Origin of the sequence: Streptomyces sp. NPDC047981, from assembly GCF_040653315.1 — a bacterium.
In the GTDB taxonomy this organism is placed as follows: domain Bacteria; phylum Actinomycetota; class Actinomycetes; order Streptomycetales; family Streptomycetaceae; genus Streptomyces.
The window spans coordinates 126,809-149,694 of sequence record NZ_JBEZNQ010000009.1 but is presented as its reverse complement, the minus strand read 5'-3'; the positions used below and the strand labels follow the sequence as shown (position 1 = coordinate 149,694).

Here is a 22,886-nt window from a genome sequence, read left to right as displayed (position 1 = left end):
TCCGGAGCGTCGAAGGAAGCTCCGGAGGCCGGCCCTGGGGGTACGTCAGGCGTTGACGCAGGTGTTGAAGGCAGCCGGGTTCAGGATGCCGATGACGTTCACGGAGTTGCCGCAGACGTTGATCGGCACGTGGACCGGGACCTGGACGACGTTGCCCGAGAGGACACCCGGCGAGCCGATGGCCGCACCGTGCGCGTCGGCGTCCGCCATCGCGGGGGCGGCCGCACCCAGGGCCATGAACAGTCCGGCGACGACGACCGCGGCCTTCTTGCACTTCATTTTCTTAGGTCCTTTCCGCGGCGGACGGAATTTCACGGATTTCGCGAATCGCCGGTGCAATGCAGCCCCCGGCCTCCGCCGCACACATCACAACGACCATGCCCCGAAAAGGAAACCGGCCTATCGCAGGCGACTCCGTATTCACTCCATTGAGCCCACCGGGTCACGGACGGCGGAGGCGTCGGAGGGCGTCAACGCGGCCAGACGGGCATCGCGACCAGCCGCTCCCACTCGCGGTCCGGCATGCCGGGAACGGTGCGCCCGGCCAGCGCCCACTGCTGCACCAGCGAGGAATAGACGGGGAAGGGCCCCCTGTCGACCGGTGCCGGGTCGGCCACATAACGGCTCTTCGGAATGAAGGCCATCCGCTCCCATTTCCCGGGATCGGCTGCCATCTTCCCTCCCCTCCACGGCGGTTCCCGCATCATTACACAGTGCCCGCAGGAGAGTGATTCGACCGGACCATGTCGCGTCGCGAACCTGTGTGCGACCGAGGGCGACTTACGGTGCGGGGCAATCCGTCCCCGCACCTCGGTGGTGAGCCCGTGAAGACCCTCAGCTCCTCCCGTCCCCGCCGGATCGCGCTCGTCTCGGCGCTCTTCGTCGTCCTCGGCTCCGGTGCGCTCGCCGGGGCCGCACCCGCCCTGCCGTCCCCGCCGGACCGTCTCAACATCCTGCTGGTCGGGGTGGACAGCCGGGCGGGGCTCACCGCCGACGAGCTGAAGCGGTTCAAGGCGGGCGGCACGGGCTGCGACTGCACCGACGCGATGATGCTGGTGCACGTCTCCGCCGCACGCGACCGGGTCAGCGTGGTCAGCATGCCCCGGGACTCGCTCACGAAGTTCCCCGGTCCGCACGTCGACCAGCGCTCGGGCAAGAAGCACGGACCGCACCTGGCGAAGATCAACGCGGCTCACTCGGAAGGCGGACCCTCGTTCACGATCGAGGCCGTCGAGCGGATGACGGGAACACCTGTCCACCGGTACCTGGAGATCGACTTCCGGCACTTCATCGACGCCGTGGACCGGGTCGACGGCGGGGTGCCGATCTGTACGAAGGAGCCGCTCAAGGACCCGGTCACCGGGATCGACCTGGCCCCGGGGACGAAGCGGGTCCGGGGCGGCGAGGCGCTGCAGTACGTACGGTCCCGGCGGGACGGGAAGATGGACTTCGGGCGGGTCCTGAAGCAGCAGAAGTTCGTCCTCAACGCCTGGCGGACGGTCAGGAACGACCTGCGCCACGACCCGGTCAGGCTGTGGCGGATCGCCTCCACCCTGCGGGCCTCAGCGCCGTCGGCGGAACGTTCCTTCTCCGTACCGGAGATGGTCCGGCTCGCCGCCCGGCTCGGCCACCTCCGCCCGGCCGACGTGGAGTTCGCGACCGTGCCGATCAGCCGCTTCAACCCCACCATCGAGGGCGTCGGTTCCTCCCTCGCCGTGGACGAGGAGCACGCGGCGGAGGTGTTCGAGGCGCTGCGCTCCGACCGGCCGCTGCCGGCGGCGCGCCCCACCTCGACGAGCACCATCCCCCTGGGCCTGGGCGACTACCGGCCGACCGGAGGCACCTCTCTCGTCTGCCTCTGACGCCTCGCTAGCGCGCCAGCGAACGGGCCAGGTCGGCCGGGTCCGTCGTCGGCGCGTCGCAGGTGAAGTGCCGGCAGACGTACGCGGCCGCGCCCCCGCCCACCAGCGGACGGTCCTTGAGCAGCGGGAACTCCTCGCTGTCCGGGGCGCCGAAGGCGACCACGGCGCCGGGGGCCGGGGCGAGCAGCGCGGTGCGGTGCAGCGCCCGGGCCAGGTCCTCGTCGCCGGGACCGCCGACCACCGCGATCTCGCGCGGCCCGTCGAGCAGGGCCTCCGCCGTGGCGAGACCCCAGCCGATGAACCGGGGCGCGCGCGGACCGAGCGCCTTGACCACCCCGAGCGCGCCCTCGGCGGCGGCGCGGTGGGGGTCGGAGCCGGTGTGCGCGGCGTACGACAGGAGCGCGCCCGCCGCGGCCGTCCAGCCGGACGGGGCCGCGTTGTCGGTGGGGTCCTGGGGACGGCGGATCAGGGCCTCGGCGTCATGGGCGGTGTCGTAGAGCGCGCCGCCCTCGGCGACGAACTGGTCGAGCACGATGTCGAGGAGGAAGCCCGCGAACTCCAGCCAGACGCCCTCGCCGGTCACCCCGGCAAGCGCCAGGAAGCCCTCGGCGACATCGGCGTAGTCCTCCAGGACACCCGCGTTCGCCCCCACCCTGCCGTCCTTGGAGGTACGCGAGAGCCGGGCGCCCTCGCCCATGTGGAGCCGTACGAGCAGGTCGGCGGCCTCGGTGGCGCGCTCGACGAGATCGGGCCGGTCGAAGAAGGCGCCGGTCTCTGCGAGCGCGGCGATCGCGAGGCCGTTCCACGCGGCGACGATCTTGTCGTCGCGGCCCGGGCGCTCCCGCCCGCCGCGGGCGGCGAGCAGCCGCTCCTTGATCGAGGCGATCCGGTCGGCGTCCGCGACACCGGCGTCCTGCGGGAGCTGGAGCACGGAGGCGCCCTCCTCGAAGGTGCCCTCGATCGTCACCCCGAAGTACCGCGCCGCGTACTCCCCGTCCTCCTCGCCCAGCACGGCGGTCAGCTGCTCGGGCGTCCAGACGTAGTACGCGCCCTCGACGTGCTTCCCGGTCCCGTCGTCGCTGTCCGCGTCGAGCGCGGAGGCGAAACCGCCCTCGGGGGTGCGCAGTTCCCCGACCATGAAGTCGGCCGTCTCCAGCGCGACCCGGCGGGCCAGGTCGCTGCCGGTGGTCCGCCACAGATGGGCGTACACCCGGCAGAGCAGGGCGTTGTCGTAGAGCATCTTCTCGAAGTGCGGGACGACCCAGTCCCGGTCCACGGAGTAGCGGGCGAAGCCGCCGGCGAGCTGGTCGTAGATCCCGCCCCTGGCCATCGCCTCGCAGGTGTCGGCCGCCATCTGCAGGGCACCCTCGGCTCCCGTACGGGCGTGGTGGCGGAGCAGGAACTCCAGCGCCATCGACGGCGGGAACTTGGGCGCCCCGCCGAAGCCGCCGCTGCGGCTGTCGTACTCGCGGACCAGACCGAGCAGCGCCTGGGCCAGCTCCTCCTCGCCGGGCACACCGTCGCCGCCATAGGCGAGCGAGCGGGCCGACAGGTCCTTGACGATCTTCCCGGCGACCTCGCCGACCTCGTCGCGCCGCTCGGTCCAGGCCCGGGACACCCCGTCGAGGACGTCACCGAAGGAGGGCATGCCGTGCCGGGTCTCCGGCGGGAAGTACGTACCGAAGTAGAAGGGCTCCGCGTCCGGGGTGAGGAAGACGGTCATCGGCCAGCCGCCCTGACCGGTCGCCGCCTGCACGGCCTCCATGTAGACGGCGTCGACGTCGGGGCGCTCCTCGCGGTCGACCTTGACGGCGACGAAGTGCTCGTTGACCTGGGCCGCGGTCGTCTCGTCCTCGAAGGACTCGTGGGCCATCACATGGCACCAGTGACAGCTGCTGTAGCCGACGCTGAGCAGCACCGGGACGTCGCGGCGGCGCGCCTCCTCGAAGGCCTCGGCCGACCACGGCCACCAGTCGACCGGGTTGTCGGCGTGCTGGAGGAGATAGGGGGACGTCTCATGGGCCAGTCTGTTCGGCATGGTCCCATCCTCGCGCACCCGCCGAGGGAGCGTTCGTACGCCACGGGTGGTGGCGCGCGAAACGGGGCAGTGATAGGAGACGCGAAGCGGCCCCGTTCCTCGCAGGTCGAATGCGAGGAACGGGGCCGCCTCAACGGAGCGGTCGGACTCAGCCGCCGACGTTCCCGTTCTGGGAGAGGACCTCGCCCAGGATGTGCGACAGGGCGTTGTCGCCGTTCTGCTGCACCGCGTTCTGGTTGCAGGTCTGGTTCGACATCGGGTTGCCGAGGACGTCCTGGACGGCGACCGGGACGGCGATGACGCCGACCGGGACCTGCGCCTGGACCTTCTGGATGTCGAAGCAGTGCAGGACACCGCCGTTGATGAGGCCGAAGTTCGGGCTCATGTAGCCGCCGGTCGAGTTCGAACCGATCGACTGCTTCGACGTGTTGCCGATGATGTTGGCGCTGCCGCCGTCGTTGCCGGCCGCGGCCGCGGCGGTCGCCGTCACACCGACGACCGAAGCCGCAACTGCCGCCGTAGCGAGAACCTTCTTGATCACGAGTCTTCCTTCTTGAGCTCGAGGGCCCTGGAACGCTCCGTTAGCCGAAGCACGCTGATCAACTGCCCGAAAATGGATTGGTTCCGGGGGGTCACTCGGACGCGGTATTCGGCTGATGAACGCCATCGGACGCCGTGTCGAGGGCCACGCGTTCGGTAGGCGGGGCGGCCCGCTCCCTCGCGCCGACGCGCGTCACGCAGGACACTTGGGCCGGAAGCGGAAGCTCTCGGAGGGGGACGCACATGCGGGACAGCCACCGGGCCGACGCCGAGCGGCTGTTGGCACGCGCCGTGGAGGAGGAGGTGCGGCGCTCCGGGGGCCGCTCCGACGCCACGGCCCTGCTGGCACGCGGCCGGGCCGCGCTGGACACCATGGCGGCGAGTGCGGGCGAGGAGTACGCGGCCTATCTGCGGGCTCTGGAGGAGACGGAGGCCGGGCAGCGGTCCCTGGGGGATCGATTCAGCAGAACGGCGATGGGAACACCCGCGCTGGTCACGGCCGTCGCGGCGGTCGCGGCCTTCGGCGCGGACCTGGCGCTCGGCACGGCGGCCGGGACGGCGCTGGGCGCCGGGGCCGTGGTCGCGGTGGCGGGCGCGGCGGCGACGGTGCTGAAGGTGACCGCCGGGCACTGGCCGGCCGCCCACCGAAGAGCGGGCGCGCTCGGCCAGCCGGGTGGCCCCGAGCAGCTGCGGCTGCAGTGGCTGACGGCGCTCGACGTCCGGGGCGTGCGGCCGTTCCTCGACCAGCAGCGGGTGCTGCTCGCGACGGCCCAGCAGCCCGCGCAGAAGGTGGTGTCCCAGCTGCGGGGCGCCGATCGCAGTGCGGCGGCACGGCGGCGCACCGTGCTGGAGCAGTCCTTCGGTCATCTTCCGGACCCGGGCGGCCCGTTCACGGGGCGGCGGGCCGAGCTGGCGCAGATCACGCAGTGGGTGCAGGCGGGCCGGGCCTCGACCAGGACCCGGCCGACGGTGGTGATGCTGCACGGCGAGCAGGGCGCGGGCCGTACGACGCTGGCGGTGCGGGCGGCGCACGCGCTGCGGGACCAGTTCCGCGGGGCGTGCGTGGTGGACCTGCGGGGCGGGACGCGCGGCGAGAAGCCGCTGTCGACCCGGGAGGCGCTGCTGCATCTGCTGAACCGGCTCGGCGCGCCGCGTGAGCAGCTGCTGTTCCGGGAGCGGTCGTCGGCGGAGCAACAGGCGCGCAGGCTGGGCGAGTTGTACCACCAGCATCTGACCGGGCTGCCGGTGACGGTGATCCTGGACGACGCGGTGGAGGCGGAGCAGGTCCGGGTGCTGCTGCCGGAGCGCTCGGACAGCCTGGTCCTGGTCACCTGCCGGGAGCCGCTGGACCTGGGGGCGGACGTGCCGGCCTCGGTGCACGCGCTGCCGGTGGCGGCGCTCGACGCGGCGGGTGCGGAGGAGCTGCTGCGGGAGGCGGCGCAGGCGCCGGACCCCGGGCCGTACGACGCCGAGGCCCTGGCGGAGGTGCGGGAGCTGTGCGGCGGGCTGCCGCTGGCGTTGCGGGTCGCCGGTTCCTCGCTGGGCCTGCGGTCGATGGGCGAGCTGGCGCGGCTGCTCGGCGGGCGCCCCGACTGGGGACCCGGACCGCTCGAACGGTCCCTGTCCGTGCGGTACTTCACCGATCTGGACGAGGACGGGCGGCGGCTGCTGCGGCGACTCGCGCTCGCCGGGCGGGCCTCGCTGGGCGCGGCCGCGGCCGGGGCGCTGCTCGGTGCGAGCGGGCAGGAGGGCGCGCGGCTGCTCGCGGAGCTGGCCAGGGCGGGGCTCCTGGACCATGTGCGCGGGCAGCGGTACCGGCTGCACGACGCGGTGCGCGGGTTCGCGGCGGCCCGGCTGGCGGACGAGGAGGACGCGGCGGCGACCGCGGCGGCGCAGGAGCGGCTGATCGGGAGCTACGCGGAGCTCGCGGACGCGGTGATCCGGATGGTCGACGGCAAGATGTCGACCCGCGCGAACCGCTTCGACGGGCACGGCTTCGGTTCGCTGGACGCGGCGCTGCGCTGGCTGGACGACGAGTCGAGCTTCATCACCGCCGCCCTGCGGCACGCCGAGGGCGTCGACCAGCAGGCGGTGCTGAACCTGCTCGGCGCGCTCTGCGACTACTGCCTGCTGCGCGGCGACCTGTACCGGCTCGGCGAGATCAACGAGCTGACGGACGCGGTCGGGCAGGGGCTGCTGTCGCGTTCGGTGCAGTGGCGGACCGGTATCGCCGCCCGGCAGCTCGGCGAGCTCGACAAGGCGCGCACCACGCTGACGTCGGTGGTCTCGCTCTACCAGGAGGCGGCCCAGGACGCGGGGGCGGCGCTCGCGCTCTGCTCGCTCGGGATCACGCTGCACCACCAGGGCAATCTCGCGGAGGCCTCGGCGAAGCTGCGGGAGGCGCTGGTGCTCCAGGAGCCGGCCTCGCTCGCGGCCGACCGGGGCTGGACCATGCACGCCCTCGCGGCGGTCGAGCGGGACCGGGCCAACCTGGCCGAGGCGCTGACGCTGCTGCGCGGCGCCCTGGAGCTGCACCGGGAGAACGAGTCGCTGCACGGCGAGGCGTGGGCCCACTTCCAGCTGGGCCAGGTCTGTCTGCGGATGGGCGACGTGGAGCGGGCCGACGCCGAGCTGGGCAGAGCGCTGGATCTGTACGGGCGGACCCGTGACGGGCGCGGCGAGGCGTGGGCGCTGACCCAGCTGGCCCGGGCCCGGCTCGTCGAGGGCGAGGTGGCGCCGGCGGTCGACGGGCTGCGGCAGGCGCTGGCCCGCCACCGCGAGCAGGAGGACGCCCGGGGCGAGGCCTGGACGCTGTACTACCTGGGGCACGCCCTGGAGGAGCGCGGGGACCTGAACCAGGCGGTGCGGGAGCTGGAGCGGGCGCGCACGATGTTCTCCCGGATGCGGGACGTGTACGGGCTCGCGTGCGCCCGGCACCACTCGGGGCGGGTCACGCGCGACCAGCGGGCGGCCCAGACCGGCAATCTGCGGAACTCCGGCTTCGCCCGGCAGCTCCTGGTGGACGCGCGGGCGGACTTCCACCGCATCGGGGTGGCTCACGGCGAGGGGTGGACGTGCCTGGAGCTGGCGATCGTGGACGCCGGGAACGGGAAGACCGCGCAGGCCCTGGAGCTGTGCGGGGAGGCGGAGCGGCTGTTCCTGTCGTACGGGGACCGGCGGGGCGCCGACTGGGCCCGCTTCCTGCGCTGCACGCTGCTGCCGTACGCCTCGCCGGGCGGCGCGGAGGTGGGTACGGCGGTGGCGCAGGAGGAACTGGCGGTGCTGATCCGGGACCGGCACGCGACCCGGGACGGCAAGGTCGAGGACTGCGCGGAGGCGTACGCGGTGGTCCTGGAGCGGGGTGTGCAGCTGGAGGCGGGCTGGCAGGCCTGGCAGCTGGGCATGGTCCCGAACCGGCACGCGCGCGAGGTGATGGGGGTGCCGGTGGCGGTGGGCTGAGCAACGGGTCGCCGAGGTGCGGGCTCCCCTCGGGGGAGCCCGCACCGGAAGGCCGGGGGCCTACTCCTGGGCGGTGGCCTTGCCCGCGGCGGAGGCCGCCTTCGGGTCCGGGGCCTCCTCGAAGGAGACCTTGCCCATGTGGCGGTTCATCGACTTCATCAGCATCCAGACGGCGAGGGCCATCACGGCGAAGACGACGAAGCCGAGGACGCCGGGGGTCACCTTGTTCTTGTCCAGCTCTTCGGCGGCGAAGGGGACAAGCTGGGTCAGTGCCAGGTGTGCGCTCATGTCAGGCATTGTCGCGGATGCCCGCGAAGAGGTCGTCCTCGGGGAGGGAGGTCGGCACCAGCGACTTGCTGAGCTCGTACTCCTCCGTCGGCCAGACCTCCTTCTGGATCTCCATCGGCACCCGGAACCAGCCACCGTCCGGGTCGATCTGCGTACGGTGCGCGATCAGGGCCTTGTCGCGGATCTCGAAGAAGTCCGCGCACGGCACGTGCGTGGTGAGGATCCGCTCCGTGCGCTCGAACTCGTCCCAGCGCTTCAGCCAGTCGCCGTACGGGGACTCCATGCCCCGGTCGAGGAGCGCCTGGTGCAGCGCCATCGTGCGCGGCTTGTTGAAGCCCTGGTTGTAGTAGACCTTCTGCGGCTGGTACGCCGGGCCGAACTCGGCCTCCGGGTACTTCTCGGTGTCGGCCGCGCCGTCGAAGGCCACCATCGTGATCTTGTGGGTCATGATGTGGTCGGGGTGCGGGTACCCGCCGTTCTCGTCGTAGGTCGTGATGACCTGCGGACGGAAGGAGCGGATCTTGCGGACCAGGGCCCCGGCCGCCGTGTCGACGTCCTCCAGGGCGAAACAGCCCTCGGGGAGCGGGGGCAGCGGGTCGCCCTCCGGCAGGCCGGAGTCGACGAAGCCCAGCCACTCCTGCTGGACGCCGAGGATCTCGCGGGCCTCGTCCATCTCCTTGCGGCGCACCTCGTGGATGTTCGCCTCGATGTAGGGGTCGCCCTGGAGCTTGGGGTTGAGGACGGAGCCGCGCTCGCCACCCGTGCACGTGACCACGAGCACGTCCACCCCCTCGGACACGTACTTGGCCATGGTCGCCGCGCCCTTGCTCGACTCGTCGTCGGGGTGGGCGTGAACGGCCATCAGTCGCAGCTGCTCAGTCAAGACTCGATCCTCTGTGATTCGTCGCTGAGGGAGGTCTCTATAGTGACGGAAACCGGGGGGCGGAAATTCCCGACCCCGGCGGCGAGAGGAACGATCATGAGCGCGGTGCGAGAGCAGCTGCCGGAGGGGCGCTACGGGCGTTCCGCGGACGAGCGCGCCGACCGCAAGCTCAAGATCGCCGGCGCCGTTCTGGGCGTGCTGTTCCTCGCGATGCTGGGCTGGTTCGGCTGGCACTACGTGGTCGACAGCAGGATCAGCGCCGAGATGATCAAGTTCGACGTGGTGAGCGACACCGAGGTGCAGGTGCACCTGGAGGTGCGCAAGGACGCCGACGCGAAGGGCGTCTGCACCCTGCGCTCCCGCTCGGAGGACGGGGCCGAGGTCGGCCGCAAGGACGTCCGCTTCGACCAGGCCCAGGGGCGGATCGACACCGTCGTGTCCCTGCGGACGACGGCGCGGGCGACCAGCGCCGAGCTCGTCGGGTGTAGCGCGCCGTAGCGGTGGGTAGGGACCGGGTGGCGCGTCGAACCCCGGTTCACTCGCTGACCAGGGGTGACGCCATCTTGATGCTTTATGTCCTCCCCCTTTCTGCCACTAATTGTTAGGCTCGTGGTTTCGCCCACCCGGGAAGGAAATCCTTCGGGGTAGGGCGATGCTTTGTATTCCCAGTACCTACGAGGAGCACCTGTGACCCAGACCAGCGACAACGTCACCTGGCTCACCCAGGAGGCGTACAACCAGCTCAAGGCCGAGCTGGAGTACCTGTCTGGTCCCGCGCGAACCGAGATCGCCGCCAAGATCGCCGCGGCGCGCGAGGAGGGCGACCTGCGCGAGAACGGCGGGTACCACGCGGCCAAGGAGGAGCAGGGCAAGCAGGAGCTCCGGGTCCGCCAGCTGACCCAGCTCCTGGAGCACGCCCAGGTCGGCGAGGCGCAGGCCGACGAGGGCGTCGTCGCCCCCGGCATGGTCGTGACGATCGCCTTCGACGGCGACGAGGACGACACGATGACCTTCCTGCTGGCCTCGCGCGAGTACGCCAGCGGCGACATCGAGACGTACTCGCCGCAGTCCCCGCTCGGCGTGGGCGTGAACGGCAAGCGGGCCGGCGAGGACGCCGAGTACGAGCTTCCGAACGGCAACAAGGCCGCGGTGAAGATCCTCAGCGCCAAGCCGTACAGCGGCTGAGCCGCGGAATCGATCAAGGGCCGGACCCCGTCGGGGGTCCGGCCCTTCGCTGTGCATGTACATGCACAGCGGCATGCAATGATGCGGGCTGACGTCATGTGACGTCGTGTCACGTCACGTCACAAGGGGGGATGAGACGTGCTGGGACCGCTGCGCGCGGGCACGCCTCGGCAGATAGGACCGTACGAGCTGCTGGCCCGGCTCGGGGCCGGCGGCATGGGCGAGGTGTTCCTGGGCCGGGCCGACCGCGGGGGCTCCTTCGTCGCCGTGAAGACCGTACGGCGGGACGTGGCCGCCGAGCCCGCCTTCCGGGACCGCTTCCGCCGCGAGATCAAGGTCGCGGGGATGGTGCGGAGCGCGTACGCCGCCGCGCCCGAGGGCGGGGACGCGGACGCCGACGTGCCGTGGCTGGCGACCTCGTACGTCCCCGGGCCGAGCCTGTCGCAGGCCGTCCGGCGCGGCGGCGCGCTGCCCGTGGCGACCGTACGGGAGGTCGGCGCCGGGATCGCCCGCGCGCTCGCGGACCTGCACGCGGCCGGGGTGCTCCACCGGGACCTCAAGCCCGGCAACGTGATGCTGTCGGTGGACGGCCCGCGCCTGATCGACTTCGGCATCGCCCGCTCCACCGGCGCCACGACCATGACCGCGACCGGGATGATGGTCGGCACCCCGGCCTTCATGTCGCCCGAGCACGTCCTGGGCGCGCGGCACGTCACGGGCGCCTCGGACGTCTTCTGCCTGGGCTCGCTGCTCTGCTACGCGGCGACCGGCGAGGACCCCTTCGGGGACGGTCCGCTGGCGGCCGTCCTGTACCGGGTCTCCCAGGCGGAGGCGGACCTGGGCCGCGTACCGGACGAGCTGCGCCCGGCGGTGGAGGCCTGCCTGCGCCCGGCCCCGGCCGAGCGGCCGACCCCGGCCGAGCTGGTGACGCTCCTCGGCGGGGAGCGCAGGCCGGCGTGGCCGGAGAGCGTGCGGGAACACATCGGCGAGTACGGGCGGGAGCTGGCGCAGCTGATCGCCTCGGGCGGGCCGTTGGTGGAGGTCGCGGCGGCGCCCGCGCAGGCGGCGGGTGCGGGCCCGGGTCCCGGTCCGGGGATGGACCAGCTGCCGACGATGGGGCCGGGCGTGGCGACGCCGGTCGCCGGCGGGAAGCGGCGCCGGGGGGTGATCGCGGGGGTGGTGGCGCTCGCGGTCCTGGGGGCCGGGGTGGGCACGTACCTGCTGTGGCCGGAGGGCGAGAAGAAGACCCCGCCCGCCAAGGCGGCGCCTCCGGCGGCGACGACGGCCAAGGTCGCCGGCGTCGACGACCGGGGCCTCCCGGACGCCTCCGGGGTCGTACCGCAGAACCCGGCGCAGCGGCCGGCGGGCTGGAAGCCGTGGCAGGCGAAGCTGACGGCCCCGGCGTTCGGCTGCTCGGCCGGGGAGTCGGTGCTGGTGTGCCGGACGGTGGACGGGCGGTACGAGGCGCTGGACCCGGCGAGCGGGAAGCGGCTGTGGGAAGCGGACCTGGTGGAGGATCCGCGGAACAACGACAGCTATGTGGGACCGACCGGCGGGATCTTCATCGCGGGCGAGACGGCACGTCCGGTGGTGCACGACAAGGTGGTGGTCCTCGCCTCCGACGGCGAGCTCCAGGTGCGGGACGCGCGGACCGGATCCGTCCGGTGGGAGAAGGCGGCGGTGGGCGCGCAGGGCGAGCTGAGCCGCCCGATCGTGGGCGACGGCATCGTGTTCGCGGCCACGCACTCCACCGACGCCCCGAGCCTCGAACGGGTCGGTGTGACGGCGTTCTCCTTGGCCGACGGCAGCGAGCTGTGGACGAAGGCGCTCACCAACTCCACCATCCCCAGGGCCGAGATCAAGGAGTTCGAAGCGGTCGCGTACGCGAAGGGAACCGTCTACGCCCTGTCCGACGGCGGTCTCGTCGCGTACAACGGGAAGACCGGCACCGTACAGGGCCAGGTCGACCGTGCGGCCGAGTCCTGCCAGCTGCTCAAGGTCCTCGGCGACGCGGCGTACTGCGTCAGCACGCCGCACGACGCGCGGGGGGAGGTGCGGCTCCACCTGCTCGACGCCATGACGCTCGCCTCGCGAGGCAGTCTGCCGGCGCCCGTCGAGAAGCTGAGTCCCGACGTGGTCGGGCCGCGGGCGGTGATCGGGTTCGACGGCGGCCTGAAGATCCACGACCCGAAGGACGGCAGGCAGCTCGGCTCGTACGCGGCGAAGGCCGCGCCCGCCGGACTCGCGCAGGCGTGGTCGTCCCCGCTGCTCGCGGGCGACCAGGTCGTCTACGCCGACTACTCCACGCTCTACACCGTGCGGCTCGGCGCGGACGGCAGGCCGTCCGGATTGCGGGCGACGCCAGTACCCGGCGCTCCGGGACCGCGCGCGGAGAAGGAGCCCGCCATGGAGACGCCGTTCACCGACATGCTCCGGGCGCCCGAGGTGCTGGTCATCGGCGGGATCGCCCACATCGTCTACGACCAGGGCGTCGTCGCATCCGTCGAACTGCCCGCGTGACGCACCGGACTTGGCTACTGACGTACTGACGGACTGAAAGGACGTGTTCGGTGCTGGAAGCACTGCCCTCCGGGCAGCCGCCGCGCCTCGTCGGCCCCTACCGGCTGCTCGCCCGGCTGGGCGCGGGCGGGATGGGCGAGGTCCATCTGGCGTGCCGGACGGACGCGCCGACGGCCGATCCGTACCGGATGGTCGCCGTGAAGACCGTGCGGGAGGACTTGGAGGTCGACGGGGACTTCCGGGCCCGGTTCCGGCGCGAGATCACCGCGGCGCGGGCGGTGAGCAGCCCGTACGCGGCGGTGCTCGTCGACTCGGACGCCGACGCGGCCGTGCCGTGGCTGGCGACCGAGTACGTGCCCGGGCCGTCGCTCGCGGAGGCCGTCACCCGGGCCGGGGCGCTGCCCGTCGCGGCGGTACGGGCCCTTGGCGCGGCGCTCGCGCGGGCGCTGGAATCGGTGCACCGGGCGCAGGTGCTGCACCGGGACCTGAAGCCCGCGAACGTGCTGCTCGGGGCCTCCGGGCCGAAGCTGATCGACTTCGGCATCGCGCAGGCCTTCGAGGCGACGGCGCTCACCTCGACGGGGCTCGTGATGGGTTCGCCGGGGTTCATGTCGCCGGAGCATCTTGTCGGGAGCCGGGCGGTGGTGCCCGCGTCGGACGTCTTCTGTCTGGGCGCGCTGCTCGCGTTCGCGGCGAGCGGGCGCGGGCCGTTCCACGACGAGGAGCTGGCGTCGGTCGTCTTCCGGATCAGCCGCGCGGACGCCGAACTGGCCGGCGTACCGGAGGAGTTGCGGCCGGTTCTGGAGCGGTGTCTGCGGCTCGACCCGGCGGAGCGGCCGACGGCGGCGGAGCTGGTGGAGCTGCTGGGCGCGGAGGTGCCGTCGGCGTTCCCCTGGCCGGGCGGGGTGCTGTCGCTGCTCGCGGAGTACGGGGACGCGGCGCGGCGGGCCGGTGAGGCGGCGGCTTCGGGCGCGGGCGTGGCGGACCTGCCGACGATCGGGCCGTCGGTGCCGTACTCGCCCACGATGGCGGCTCGACGGCCCTCGGCCGTCGGAACGGCTCAGCCGCGTCGCCGTCCGTGGGGGCGGATCGCCGCGGCGGGGGCTCTGGTCGTGGCCGTCCTGGCGACGGTGGGAGTGGTGCTGCTCAACCGGACGGACGGGCCCGGGGGTTCCGCCGGCCCCTCCTCCGGGCCGTCCGCCGGTCCGAGCGGGGGCACGGGCTCCCCGTCGACACCGCAGACGCTGAACCGGGTCGTCCTGCCGTACGGCGGCGAGGGTCACACCGGGGACTTCGGCAAGGCCGGCGAGGAGCGCGCGTCGCGCCCGGCCGGCTGGTCCCCCTGGATGACGGAGGTCGAGCAGGGCGTCGGCGCCTGCGCCCTGTCGCCGAAGGTCCTCGTCTGCTCAGGGGCGGGCGGCGCGGCAGTCGGGTTGAGTGCGGCGGACGGCAAGAAGCTGTGGTCGGTGCCGGGCCGGGGTGAGGCGCCGCGCCTCACGGACCAGTACCCGGCGGTGGTGGGTGACACCGCCTACGTGACGGGACCGGAGGGGCTGGTCGCCTACGGCGTGCAGGACGGGAAGGTGCTCGGCGGGCTGCCCGCGCCCGGCGAGCAGTGGGCGGTCAAGGGCACGGATCTGCTCGACGGCGTCCTGTACACGACCTACGTCGACATCGTCGGCGCGATGACCGGGCTGGTCACGGCGGTGCGCTTGGAGGGGACCGGGAAGGAGCTGTGGCGGAGACCGCTCGACGCGATCCCGGAGGAACCCGTCGCGGCCGGGGGCCGGGTGTTCATGCCGGTGAGCAACGCGCCGGTGGTCCTCGACGCCGGGACGGGCACGGTGGTGGCCCGGGGGACCGAGAGCTGCGGCCGGATCGTCGTCCACAAGGAGTCGGTCCTGTGTCCGGGGAACGTGGGCGAGGGGGTCGCCGTCCTCGACGCGCGGACCTTGAAGAAGGTGCGGACCCTCGGCGCGGGCACGGACCCCTCGGCGGAGCCCGCGGTGAACGCCGACGGTGTCGTGGCCCTGGCCGAGAGCAAGCAGGTGAGCACCTACGACCTGGCGACCGGTCGGCTGCGGTGGCGCACCGCCACGCCGCCGTTCCGGGAGCCCCTGGAGCACGTCGGTTTCGTGGGCGACCGGGTGCTGGTCGCGGGGAAGCACGAGGTGAGTGTCATCCCGCTGTCGGGACCGCCGGCCGACCCCGCGGACATCGAGATGTTCACGCCTGAGCTGCCGCCCGGGAACTTCGGGGGGCCGGTCGAGGCGGTGGCCGCCGGAGGGGCGGTGTTCCTCGCCCTCTCCGACGGCATCGTGGTCTCCGGCTTCCTGCCCTGAACCGGGTCCGGTGCCCTGACCGGGCCCGGTGTACGGGTCGTCAGCCGTCCGCGCGGCGGTACTTGCGGACCGACAGGGTGCGGAAGATGGCGACGATCAGGATCGAGTAGATCAGCGACGCCCACACCGGGTACTGCATCGGCCACGCGTCCGACGGTGAGACGCCCGGGTCGCCGAAGAGTTTGCGGCAGGCCTGGACGGTGGCGCTGAACGGGTTCCACTCCGCGATGGGCTGGAGCCAGCCGGGGAGGTTGCTGGAGTCGACGAAGGCGTTCGAGATGAACGTGACCGGGAAGAGCCAGATCAGGCCGCCGGAGGTGGCCGCCTCCGGGGTGCGGACGGAGAGGCCGATGAGGGCGCCGATCCAGGTGAAGGCGTAGCCGAGGAGGAGCAGTAGGCCGAAGCCGGCCATGACCTTGGCGAAGTTGGTCGGCTCCGCGTAGCCGGGGCGCCAGCCGATGATGAGGGCGACGATCGCGAGGACCGCCAGGGTCAGCGCGGTCTGTACGAGGTCGGCGAGGGTGCGGCCGGTGAGGACCGCGCCGCGGGCCATCGGCAGCGAGCGGAAGCGGTCGATGAGGCCCTTGTGCATGTCGTCCGCGATGCCCGCACCCGCGCCGGCCGTCGCGAAGGTGACGGTCTGCGCGAAGATGCCGGCCATCAGGAAGTTCTTGTAGACCTCCGGGTCGGTGCTGTTGCCGATCTGCATGGAGCCGCCGAAGACGTACGTGAAGAGGATCACGAACATCACCGGCTGGATGAGCCCGAAGAGGATCATCTCCGGGATCCTGGTCATGCGGATCAGGTTCCGCTGCGCGATGACCAGGGAGTCGTTCAAGGTGCTCATCGCGCCCCCTCCTTGCGGGTCTGCCCGGCACGGCTCTTCGCGGCGACGCTGTCCTCGGGCTCTCCGTTGCCCTCGGTCAGCTCGGCCGCGTGACCGGTCAGCGAGATGAAGACGTCGTCGAGAGTGGGGCGGCGCAGACCGATGTCGTCGATCTCGACACCGATCGTGTCCAGGTCGCGGATGACCTCCGCGAGCAGCTTGGCGCCGCCGGTGACCGGGACGGTCAGCTTGCGCATGTGCTCCTCGACGGAGACCTCGCTGTGGCCGACGCCCGCGAGGCCGTAGCGCGCGAGGACGTCCTTGGCGCCCGGGATCATCCCCGGCTCGTGGACGACGACCTCCACGCGCTCGCCGCCCGTCTGGGCCTTGAGCTGGTCGGACGTACCGCGCGCGATGACCTTGCCGCGGTCGATGACGCAGATGTCGTGCGCCAGGTGGTCCGCCTCCTCCAGGTACTGGGTGGTGAGGAGGAGGGTCGTGCCGCCGGCGACGAGCTCCTGGATGACCTCCCAGAGCGCCTGCCGGTTGCGGGGGTCGAGGCCCGTCGTCGGTTCGTCCATGAACATCACGGGCGGGGAGACGACGAGCGCGGCGGCGAGGTCCAGGCGGCGGCGCATACCGCCGGAGTAGGTCTTGGCCGTACGGTCGGCCGCTTCGGCGAGGTTGAAGCGTTCGAGCAGTTCGCCGGCCCTGATCTTGGCCTGCTTGGCGTTCAACTGGTAGAGCCTGCCGACCATCTGGAGGTTCTCGCGGCCGGTCAGGTACTCGTCGACGGCCGCGAACTGACCGGACAGGCCGATCGCGCGGCGGACTTCATTGGGCTGCTTGAGCACGTCGATTCCGGCGACCTCGGCCCGCCCGCTGTCGGGCTGGAGTAGCGTCGTCAGCACGCGCACGGCGGTCGTCTTCCCCGCGCCGTTCGGGCCGAGCAGGCCCAGGACCGTGCCCTCGGGTACGTCGAGGTCCACGCCGTCCAGAGCTCGTACGTCGCCGAAGGTCTTCACCAGACCTTCGGCGTAGATCGCGCCTGGCATGTGGGTTCTCCCAGGGGATTTGGGCGTTTTCCACCCAAGTTTAGGTTTGAAGGGCGGGAGCCGCCCAACGGTTTTGTGACCGAGCCCACACACGCTATCGCGATGTATCGCGATATCACAAGACCTCTGGGAAGGGGAAATCCGCGCCGCGTACGCTCCCCGCACTCGGCGCGTCCGCACCCGCACCCGCTCCCGCTCCCGCTACGACAGCACCGTGTACCCCGCGTCCCGCAGCGCCGCCTCCACCTCCCGGCAGTGCTCCGGACCCTTCGTCTCCAGCTGCAGCTCCACCTCCGCCTCCGTCAGGCCGAGCTGGGGATCGGTGCGCACATGGCTCACGTCGAGCACGTTCGCGTCCACCACCGTGAGGACCGCGAGCAGCGTCGCCAGCGCGCCCGGGCGGTCCGTCACCCGCAGCCGCAGGCTCAGATAGCGGCCGCCCGCCGCCATGCCGTGGCGCAGGATCCGCTGCATCAGGAGCGGGTCGACGTTCCCGCCCGACAGGACCGCGACCACCGGACCCCGGAACGCCTTCGGGTCGCTCAGCAGCGCCGCCACCGGGCTCGCCCCGGCCGGCTCGACCACCAGCTTCGCCCGCTCCAGACAGAGCAGCAGCGCCGAGGAGAGCGCGTCCTCGGAGACCGTGACGATCTCGTCCACGTACTCCCGCACCACCGCGAACGGCACATCGCCCGGGCGCCCCACCTTGATCCCGTCCGCCATCGTCACCGGCGACTCGATCGCCACCGGGTGCCCGGCCGCGAGGGACGGCGGATAGGCGGCGGCGCCCTCCGCCTGCACACCGACCACCCGCACGTCGGGGCGTACGGACTTCACCGCGAGACCGATCCCGGCGACGAGCCCGCCGCCGCCCACCCCGACCAGGATCGTGCGGACCTCGGGGCACTGTTCCAGGATCTCCAGGCCCACCGTGCCCTGCCCCGCGATGATGTCCGGGTGGTCGAAGGGGTGGATGAGCACCGCGCCGGTCTCCGCCGCGTACTCCTCCGCCGCCGCCAGCGTCTCGTCCACGACATGGCCGTGCAGCCGCACCTCGGCGCCGTACTCCCGGGTCGCCGCCACCTTCGGCAGCGGGGCGCCGACCGGCATGAAGACCGTCGAGCGCACCCCGAGGAGCGCGGAGGCGAGCGCGACGCCCTGCGCGTGGTTCCCCGCCGACGCGGCGACCACCCCGGCCGCCCGCTGCTCGGGCCGCAGCCCGGCGATCCGCACGTACGCGCCGCGCAGCTTGAACGAACCGGTGCGCTGGAGGTTCTCGCACTTGAGATGGACCGGCGCCCCCACCAGGGACGACAGATACCGGCTGCCCTCCATCGCGGTCATCCTGGCCACCCCGGACAACATCTTCTGCGCCCCGCGGACATCGTCGAGGATCAGCGAGTGCAAGGGGTCTGGCCTTCGGAAGCTCATGACAGCAAGTCTCCCAGCTCACGGGCCTCGTGGCCGCCCGGGAAGAGGTCGTCCCTACCGGTTTGCGCAGCGCAGGTACGCACCCCCGTGGGTCCGCGTACTCTGTCCCCCACCAACCGACCACCGCACGAGAGAGCCCCCACAGCCATGCCCACATCTCAGGACATGACGACTGAGCTTGACCCCGGTCTCCTCGATGCCCTCCAGCACCAGGTGGCCGTCTTCGCCCGCCGGGCCGAACAGACCCGTCTGGGCGGCACCGGGCAGCTCCGCAACTCCATGGACCGCGCCGCCTACCTGCTCCTGAACCGGCTCGACCAGGAAGGCCCGATGGGCGTCAAGGCGCTCGCGGCCGGCATGGGCATCGACTCGTCCACCGTCACCCGCCAGGTCGCCCCGCTCGTCGACACCGGCCTGGTCAAGCGCACCTCGCACCCCGAGGACGGGCGCGCGGTCGTGCTCCAGCTGTCCCCGCGAGGCCTGGCCCGCCTGGAGGAGGTCCGTGCCTCGCGCCGCGAGCTGATGGCGCAGGTGACGGAGGGCTGGACGGCCGCCGAGCGCGAATCCTTCTGCACCCTGCTCACCCGCTTCAACACGGCGCTCTCCGCCCGCCAGTCGGGCCTGCCGCCCGCCACCGGCACGGAGTCCGCCGCCACCTCCTGACCGACCTCTCCACCAGCCTCCGGACCGGCCTCCTGAGCGACCTCCCGACCGACCTCTTGACCGACCTCTTGACCGGGGCCGCGCGCTGTCCTCATATGAGGACGTGCGAGATCGGCAGGACACGCGGACGGGCGAACCCCACATCCGCACCCGGCAGTTCGAGGCGTTCGTGGCGGGGGCGGCGGGGCGGCTGCTGCATGCCGCGACACTGCTCACGGCCGAGACCCGGGCCCGCAACCCGCACGCCCAGGCGCTGTTGACCGCCTCCCTCGCCCACACCTACGCCCAGTGGGACCGGCTGCGCGGCGAGGACCCGTACGACCGCACCCGCGCCGACCTCGCCGCCCGCTTCGCCCGCACCGCCTGGCGCCACCACCGCGGCCGGGGCGGCGTCCTCTCCGCGCTCACCCCGCAGGAACGCCTCGTCCTGGTGCTCCGGCTGTACGAGGGCGTGGCCGAGGAGCAGACCGCGGCGCTGCTCGGCCTGCCCGAGGACCGGGTACGGGCCGTCTGCGCGCGCTCCGTGGCCGTGCTGCGGGACCGGCGGCGCGGCGGATCCGCAGGGCCCGGGAGCCCGGGGAGCGCCGGGAGGCAGGCGTCATGAGCAGGCGGGAGGACCCGGCGTCATGAGCCGATGGGAGGACAAGGAGGACGAGGTGCGGCGGATGCTGGAGGCCCGGCACCCGCAGGTCCCGGCCGATCTGGCCGCCCGGGCCGTCGAGCGCGGGAACCGGCTGCTGCACCGCGACCGGGCGGTCCGCCGCGCCCTGTGGGCGCTGGCCGTCGCCGCCCTGCTCGTGTTCGTGGTCTGGGCGTCGGTCGTCGAGCCCTGGCAGGGTCCGGCCGAGACGACGCCACCGCTCGAAGGGTGGTGACGGCGGGCCTAGCCTGGAAGGAACAGGCGAGTCGAGGAGGCCGTCATGACCAGGAAAGTCGCCGACTGTCGCAAGGAACCCAGCGTGATGGGGTGCACGCTCACCATCATCGGTGAGGAAGAGGAAGTCGTCCGGGCCGCGACCGAACACGCCATCTCGGTGCACGGACACACCGACAGCCCCGAGCTGCGTGCGATGGTCCGCGAATCGCTGGACGACGAGAAGGTCGCCGCCTGAGCGTGCGGGCCGAGAAGGTCGCCGCCTGAGCGTGCCCGCCGAGAGGACCGCCGTCTGAGCGTGCGGGCCGAGAAGGCTGTCACCCGAGCGTGCCCGCCGAGAAGGCCGCCGCCCGAGCGTGCGCCCGACCCGGCCGCCCGAGCGGGCGACCCGCCCCGGCCCGCCCGGCCGGGCGCCCCGAGCGGGGCACCCGGCCGGGGGTACGTCCTAGCCCAGCGCCTGGCGCAGGTCCGCCAGCAGGTCCTCGACGTTCTCGATGCCCACCGAGAGACGGACGAGGTCCGCCGGTACTTCGAGGGCGGAACCGGCCACGCTCGCGTGCGTCATCCGGCCCGGGTGCTCGATCAGCGACTCGACGCCGCCCAGGGACTCGCCCAGGGTGAAGAGCTTCGCGCGGTTGCAGACCTCGACCGCCGCCTCCTCGCCCCCGGCGACCCGGAAGGAGATCATCCCGCCGAAGGACCGCATCTGCTTGGCCGCGATCTCGTGCCCCGGGTGCTCCGGCAGGCCCGGGTACAGGACCTGGGTGACCTTCGGGTGCTGGGTCAGCATCTCCGCGATCTTCTCCGCGTTCTCGCTGTGCCGGTCCATGCGGACCGCGAGCGTCTTGATGCCGCGCAGCACGATCCACGAGTCGAACGGCCCGGCGACCGCGCCCATCGCGTTCTGGTGGTACGCCAGCTCCTCGCCGAGCGTCTCGTCGGCCGTCACGAGCGCGCCGCCCACGACGTCCGAGTGACCGCCCATGTACTTGGTCAGCGAGTGCACGACCACGTCCGCGCCGAGCGAGAGCGGCTGCTGCAAGTAGGGCGAGGCGAAGGTGTTGTCCACGACCAGCTTCGCGCCGGCCGACCGGGCCACCGCCGCGACCGCGGGGATGTCGGTGATGCCGAGCAGCGGGTTCGAGGGGGTCTCGACCCAGATCACCTTCGTACGGTCGTTGACGGCGCCGCGCACCGACTCGACGTCCGAGGTGTCCGCGACGGAGAAGTCGACACCCCAGCGCTGGACGACCTTGGCGAAGAGCCGGAAGGTGCCGCCGTAGGCGTCGTTCGGGATCACGACGTGGTCGCCGGGCGCGAGCAGCGTGCGCAGCAGGCAGTCCTCGGCCGCGAGACCGGAGGCGAAGGCCAGGCCGCGCCGGCCGCCCTCAAGGGCCGCGAGGTTCTCCTCGAGCGCGGTGCGCGTGGGGTTGGCGCTCCGGCTGTACTCGTAACCGCCGCGCAGCCCGCCCACGCCGTCCTGCTTGTACGTGGACACCTGGTAGATCGGCGGGACGACCGCGCCGGTCAGCGGGTCGGCGGTGTTGCCCGCGTGGATCGCGCGGGTCTCGAAGCTCTGGTGGATGTGCTCGTCGCTCATGGGTCAGGAGCGTAGTCCTGAGCGCCGGGGACCGCCGCCCATCGTCTCGGGGAGTGTCCTGGACAATGGACACATGGAGATTCTCTGGTTCCTGATGCTCGCCGCACTGCTGGTCGTGGTGGTGAGTTCGTTCGTGCGCCGCCGCAGGTCCGGCGTCGGCATCCGTCAGGTCGCGCCCGGCTCTCCGGACGCCGCCGATCCGGAGGCGTACGGCTTCCTTCGCCAGGAGGAGCAGGACGTACGGATGCCGGGGCCCGACCGGGACCTGCTCGACGTGCTCGACGTGGTGCAGGCGACCCAGGAATGGCGGGCGGCCTCGCAGCTGCTCGCCGGTACGGAGAAGGAGGGCGAGCTGCGCTGGCAGCGCGTCCAGGCCTTCGCGGGCGCCGCCTCCCTGGAACTCCAGCAGAAGCCCGGCGTCGGCGGGGCCTGGCTGCGGGCCTGGCGGACGGACAACCCCAAGGACCCGGGCGGCGCCGAGGTGCACGCGGAGTTCCTGGTGCAGCAGGCCTGGCGCTCCTCCTCGACCGGCACGGACGAGTTCCGGATCATCCTCGAAGAGGCGAAGAAGGCGAGCGAGGAGGCGGCGCTGCTCGCCCCCGGCGACCCCGTCCCGTACATCACGCAGCTCGCCGTCGCCCGCGGGCTCGGCTACAGCCACGAGGAGTTCGACCAGGTCTGGGCGAAGATCATCGACCGGGCTCCGCAGCACATGGGCGCGCACCTGGCGGCGCTGCACTACTGGTGCGAGAAGTGGCACGGCTCGCGCGAGGACGCCGACCGGTTCGCGACGGCCTCCGCCGCCCGCGCCCCGCAGGGCTCGCTGCTGGCCGCGCTGCCGCTGTTCGCGGTCTACGAACACCTGCCCGAGGTCGTGCTGGTCCAGGACTTCTTCCGGACCGAGGTGGTCCGCAAGGCGATGGAGGGCGCGCTCTACGCGGTCCACTCGGCGCGCCCGGACGACCCGATGCTGGCGCACGTCCGGCACCTGCTCGTCCTCTTCCTGGTCCGCGCGGAGCGCTGGGCGGAGGCCATGAACCAGCTCGTACACGTGGACGGCCACGTGGGCGCCCTGCCGTGGACGCTGAACGGGGACCCGGCGGCGGAGTACACCGTGTACCGGAACCTGGCGGTGGCCGGCTACGAGGCGAACGGCGGCAGCCCGGCGACGCTGCGTTCCTGAGCCGGCGACCGCGCGCCCCTGACGCCGGCGCCACGTCCCCTGCGAACGGCCCGTTCCAGCGGGGCCCCTGACGCCGACCACGACCCCTGCGAACGGCCCGTTCCAGCGGCCCCCACGAACAGCCCCGTCGACGGCCC

Annotated in this window: 21 protein-coding genes; 11 read left to right on the top strand and 10 right to left on the bottom strand. The window is 72.6% G+C overall.

Going from position 1 to position 22,886, the window contains the following annotated elements:
* Window positions 1-45: 45 nt before the first annotated feature.
* Both AB0E14_RS08470 and AB0E14_RS08465 read right to left on the bottom strand, forming a co-directional pair.
* Window positions 46-279, bottom strand: a complete 234-nt coding sequence (locus AB0E14_RS08470; RefSeq protein WP_362413852.1) for a chaplin — start codon at window positions 277-279, stop codon at window positions 46-48.
* Between the two features lie 191 nt (window positions 280-470).
* The gene (locus AB0E14_RS08465; protein ID WP_362413850.1) at window positions 471-674 is read right to left on the bottom strand and encodes a hypothetical protein; all 204 of its coding nucleotides are present in this window, start codon (window positions 672-674) and stop codon (window positions 471-473) included.
* 150 nt (window positions 675-824) lie between these two features.
* Here AB0E14_RS08465 and AB0E14_RS08460 point away from each other — a divergent pair, with 150 nt between their 5' ends.
* Complete coding sequence (locus AB0E14_RS08460) at window positions 825-1,862, top strand: LCP family protein (protein ID WP_362413848.1); 1,038 nt, start codon at window positions 825-827, stop codon at window positions 1,860-1,862.
* A 7-nt stretch (window positions 1,863-1,869) separates the two neighbouring features.
* On the opposite strand, the gene AB0E14_RS08455 is transcribed toward AB0E14_RS08460, so the two are convergent.
* Window positions 1,870-3,900 carry a thioredoxin domain-containing protein gene (locus AB0E14_RS08455; protein ID WP_362413846.1) on the bottom strand — a complete coding sequence of 677 codons (2,031 nt, stop codon included), beginning with the start codon at window positions 3,898-3,900 and terminating at the stop codon, window positions 1,870-1,872.
* 148 nt (window positions 3,901-4,048) lie between these two features.
* Window positions 4,049-4,441 (bottom strand): rodlin, encoded by a 393-nt coding sequence (locus AB0E14_RS08450; RefSeq protein WP_362413844.1) that lies wholly within the window; start codon window positions 4,439-4,441, stop codon window positions 4,049-4,051.
* Window positions 4,442-4,683: 242 nt separating this feature from the next.
* Here AB0E14_RS08450 and AB0E14_RS08445 point away from each other — a divergent pair, with 242 nt between their 5' ends.
* A complete protein-coding gene (locus tag AB0E14_RS08445) occupies window positions 4,684-7,899 on the top strand; it encodes a tetratricopeptide repeat protein (protein ID WP_362413842.1) in 3,216 nt (1,071 codons plus the stop codon).
* A gap of 60 nt (window positions 7,900-7,959) precedes the next feature.
* On the opposite strand, the gene AB0E14_RS08440 is transcribed toward AB0E14_RS08445, so the two are convergent.
* Together AB0E14_RS08440 and mca are read right to left on the bottom strand one after the other, a co-directional pair.
* Entirely contained in the window at window positions 7,960-8,196 is a 237-nt protein-coding gene (locus AB0E14_RS08440; RefSeq protein ID WP_362413840.1) for a hypothetical protein, read from the bottom strand.
* The gene (gene mca / locus AB0E14_RS08435) at window positions 8,189-9,070 is read right to left on the bottom strand and encodes a mycothiol conjugate amidase Mca (RefSeq protein ID WP_362413837.1); all 882 of its coding nucleotides are present in this window, start codon (window positions 9,068-9,070) and stop codon (window positions 8,189-8,191) included. The genes AB0E14_RS08440 and mca overlap by 8 nt, the downstream gene beginning before the upstream one ends.
* 96 nt (window positions 9,071-9,166) lie before the next feature.
* Here mca and AB0E14_RS08430 point away from each other — a divergent pair, with 96 nt between their 5' ends.
* From AB0E14_RS08430 to AB0E14_RS08415, 4 genes are all read left to right on the top strand, one after another.
* Window positions 9,167-9,568 (top strand): DUF4307 domain-containing protein, encoded by a 402-nt coding sequence (locus tag AB0E14_RS08430; RefSeq protein WP_362413835.1) that lies wholly within the window; start codon window positions 9,167-9,169, stop codon window positions 9,566-9,568.
* 189 nt (window positions 9,569-9,757) lie between these two features.
* Window positions 9,758-10,255, top strand: coding sequence for a transcription elongation factor GreA (greA, locus tag AB0E14_RS08425; protein WP_362413833.1), 498 nt, complete (start codon window positions 9,758-9,760; stop codon window positions 10,253-10,255).
* A gap of 138 nt (window positions 10,256-10,393) precedes the next feature.
* Window positions 10,394-12,775, top strand: a complete 2,382-nt coding sequence (locus AB0E14_RS08420) for a PQQ-binding-like beta-propeller repeat protein (protein WP_362413831.1) — start codon at window positions 10,394-10,396, stop codon at window positions 12,773-12,775.
* A gap of 50 nt (window positions 12,776-12,825) precedes the next feature.
* Window positions 12,826-15,117 (top strand): protein kinase, encoded by a 2,292-nt coding sequence (locus tag AB0E14_RS08415; RefSeq protein WP_362413829.1) that lies wholly within the window; start codon window positions 12,826-12,828, stop codon window positions 15,115-15,117.
* Window positions 15,118-15,157: 40 nt separating this feature from the next.
* Here the strand turns inward: AB0E14_RS08415 and AB0E14_RS08410 are convergent, their stop codons facing one another.
* The 3 genes from AB0E14_RS08410 to ilvA all read right to left on the bottom strand — a co-directional run bounded on the left by AB0E14_RS08410 (window position 15,158) and on the right by ilvA (window position 18,429).
* Window positions 15,158-15,964 carry an ABC transporter permease gene (locus AB0E14_RS08410; protein ID WP_362413827.1) on the bottom strand — a complete coding sequence of 269 codons (807 nt, stop codon included), beginning with the start codon at window positions 15,962-15,964 and terminating at the stop codon, window positions 15,158-15,160.
* Complete coding sequence (locus AB0E14_RS08405) at window positions 15,961-16,998, bottom strand: ATP-binding cassette domain-containing protein (RefSeq protein ID WP_362413825.1); 1,038 nt, start codon at window positions 16,996-16,998, stop codon at window positions 15,961-15,963. The genes AB0E14_RS08410 and AB0E14_RS08405 overlap by 4 nt, the downstream gene beginning before the upstream one ends.
* Window positions 16,999-17,199: 201 nt before the next feature.
* Window positions 17,200-18,429, bottom strand: a complete 1,230-nt coding sequence (gene ilvA / locus AB0E14_RS08400) for a threonine ammonia-lyase (RefSeq protein WP_362413823.1) — start codon at window positions 18,427-18,429, stop codon at window positions 17,200-17,202.
* Window positions 18,430-18,576: 147 nt separating this feature from the next.
* On the opposite strand from ilvA, the gene AB0E14_RS08395 reads away from it, so the two are divergent.
* The 4 genes from AB0E14_RS08395 to AB0E14_RS08380 all read left to right on the top strand — a co-directional run bounded on the left by AB0E14_RS08395 (window position 18,577) and on the right by AB0E14_RS08380 (window position 20,204).
* A complete protein-coding gene (locus AB0E14_RS08395) occupies window positions 18,577-19,092 on the top strand; it encodes a MarR family transcriptional regulator (protein ID WP_362413821.1) in 516 nt (171 codons plus the stop codon).
* Between the two features lie 103 nt (window positions 19,093-19,195).
* On the top strand, window positions 19,196-19,696 hold the full coding sequence (locus AB0E14_RS08390) for a sigma factor-like helix-turn-helix DNA-binding protein (protein ID WP_362413819.1): 501 nt from the start codon (window positions 19,196-19,198) through the stop codon (window positions 19,694-19,696).
* 22 nt (window positions 19,697-19,718) lie between these two features.
* Window positions 19,719-19,967, top strand: coding sequence for a hypothetical protein (locus AB0E14_RS08385; RefSeq protein WP_362413817.1), 249 nt, complete (start codon window positions 19,719-19,721; stop codon window positions 19,965-19,967).
* 45 nt (window positions 19,968-20,012) lie between these two features.
* On the top strand, window positions 20,013-20,204 hold the full coding sequence (locus AB0E14_RS08380; RefSeq protein ID WP_362413815.1) for a DUF1059 domain-containing protein: 192 nt from the start codon (window positions 20,013-20,015) through the stop codon (window positions 20,202-20,204).
* A 207-nt stretch (window positions 20,205-20,411) separates the two neighbouring features.
* On the opposite strand, the gene AB0E14_RS08375 is transcribed toward AB0E14_RS08380, so the two are convergent.
* Entirely contained in the window at window positions 20,412-21,566 is a 1,155-nt protein-coding gene (locus AB0E14_RS08375; protein ID WP_362413813.1) for a cystathionine gamma-synthase, read from the bottom strand.
* Between the two features lie 73 nt (window positions 21,567-21,639).
* Between AB0E14_RS08375 and AB0E14_RS08370 the strand changes: the two genes are divergently transcribed.
* Complete coding sequence (locus tag AB0E14_RS08370) at window positions 21,640-22,749, top strand: hypothetical protein (protein ID WP_362413811.1); 1,110 nt, start codon at window positions 21,640-21,642, stop codon at window positions 22,747-22,749.
* Window positions 22,750-22,886 lie beyond the last annotated feature (137 nt).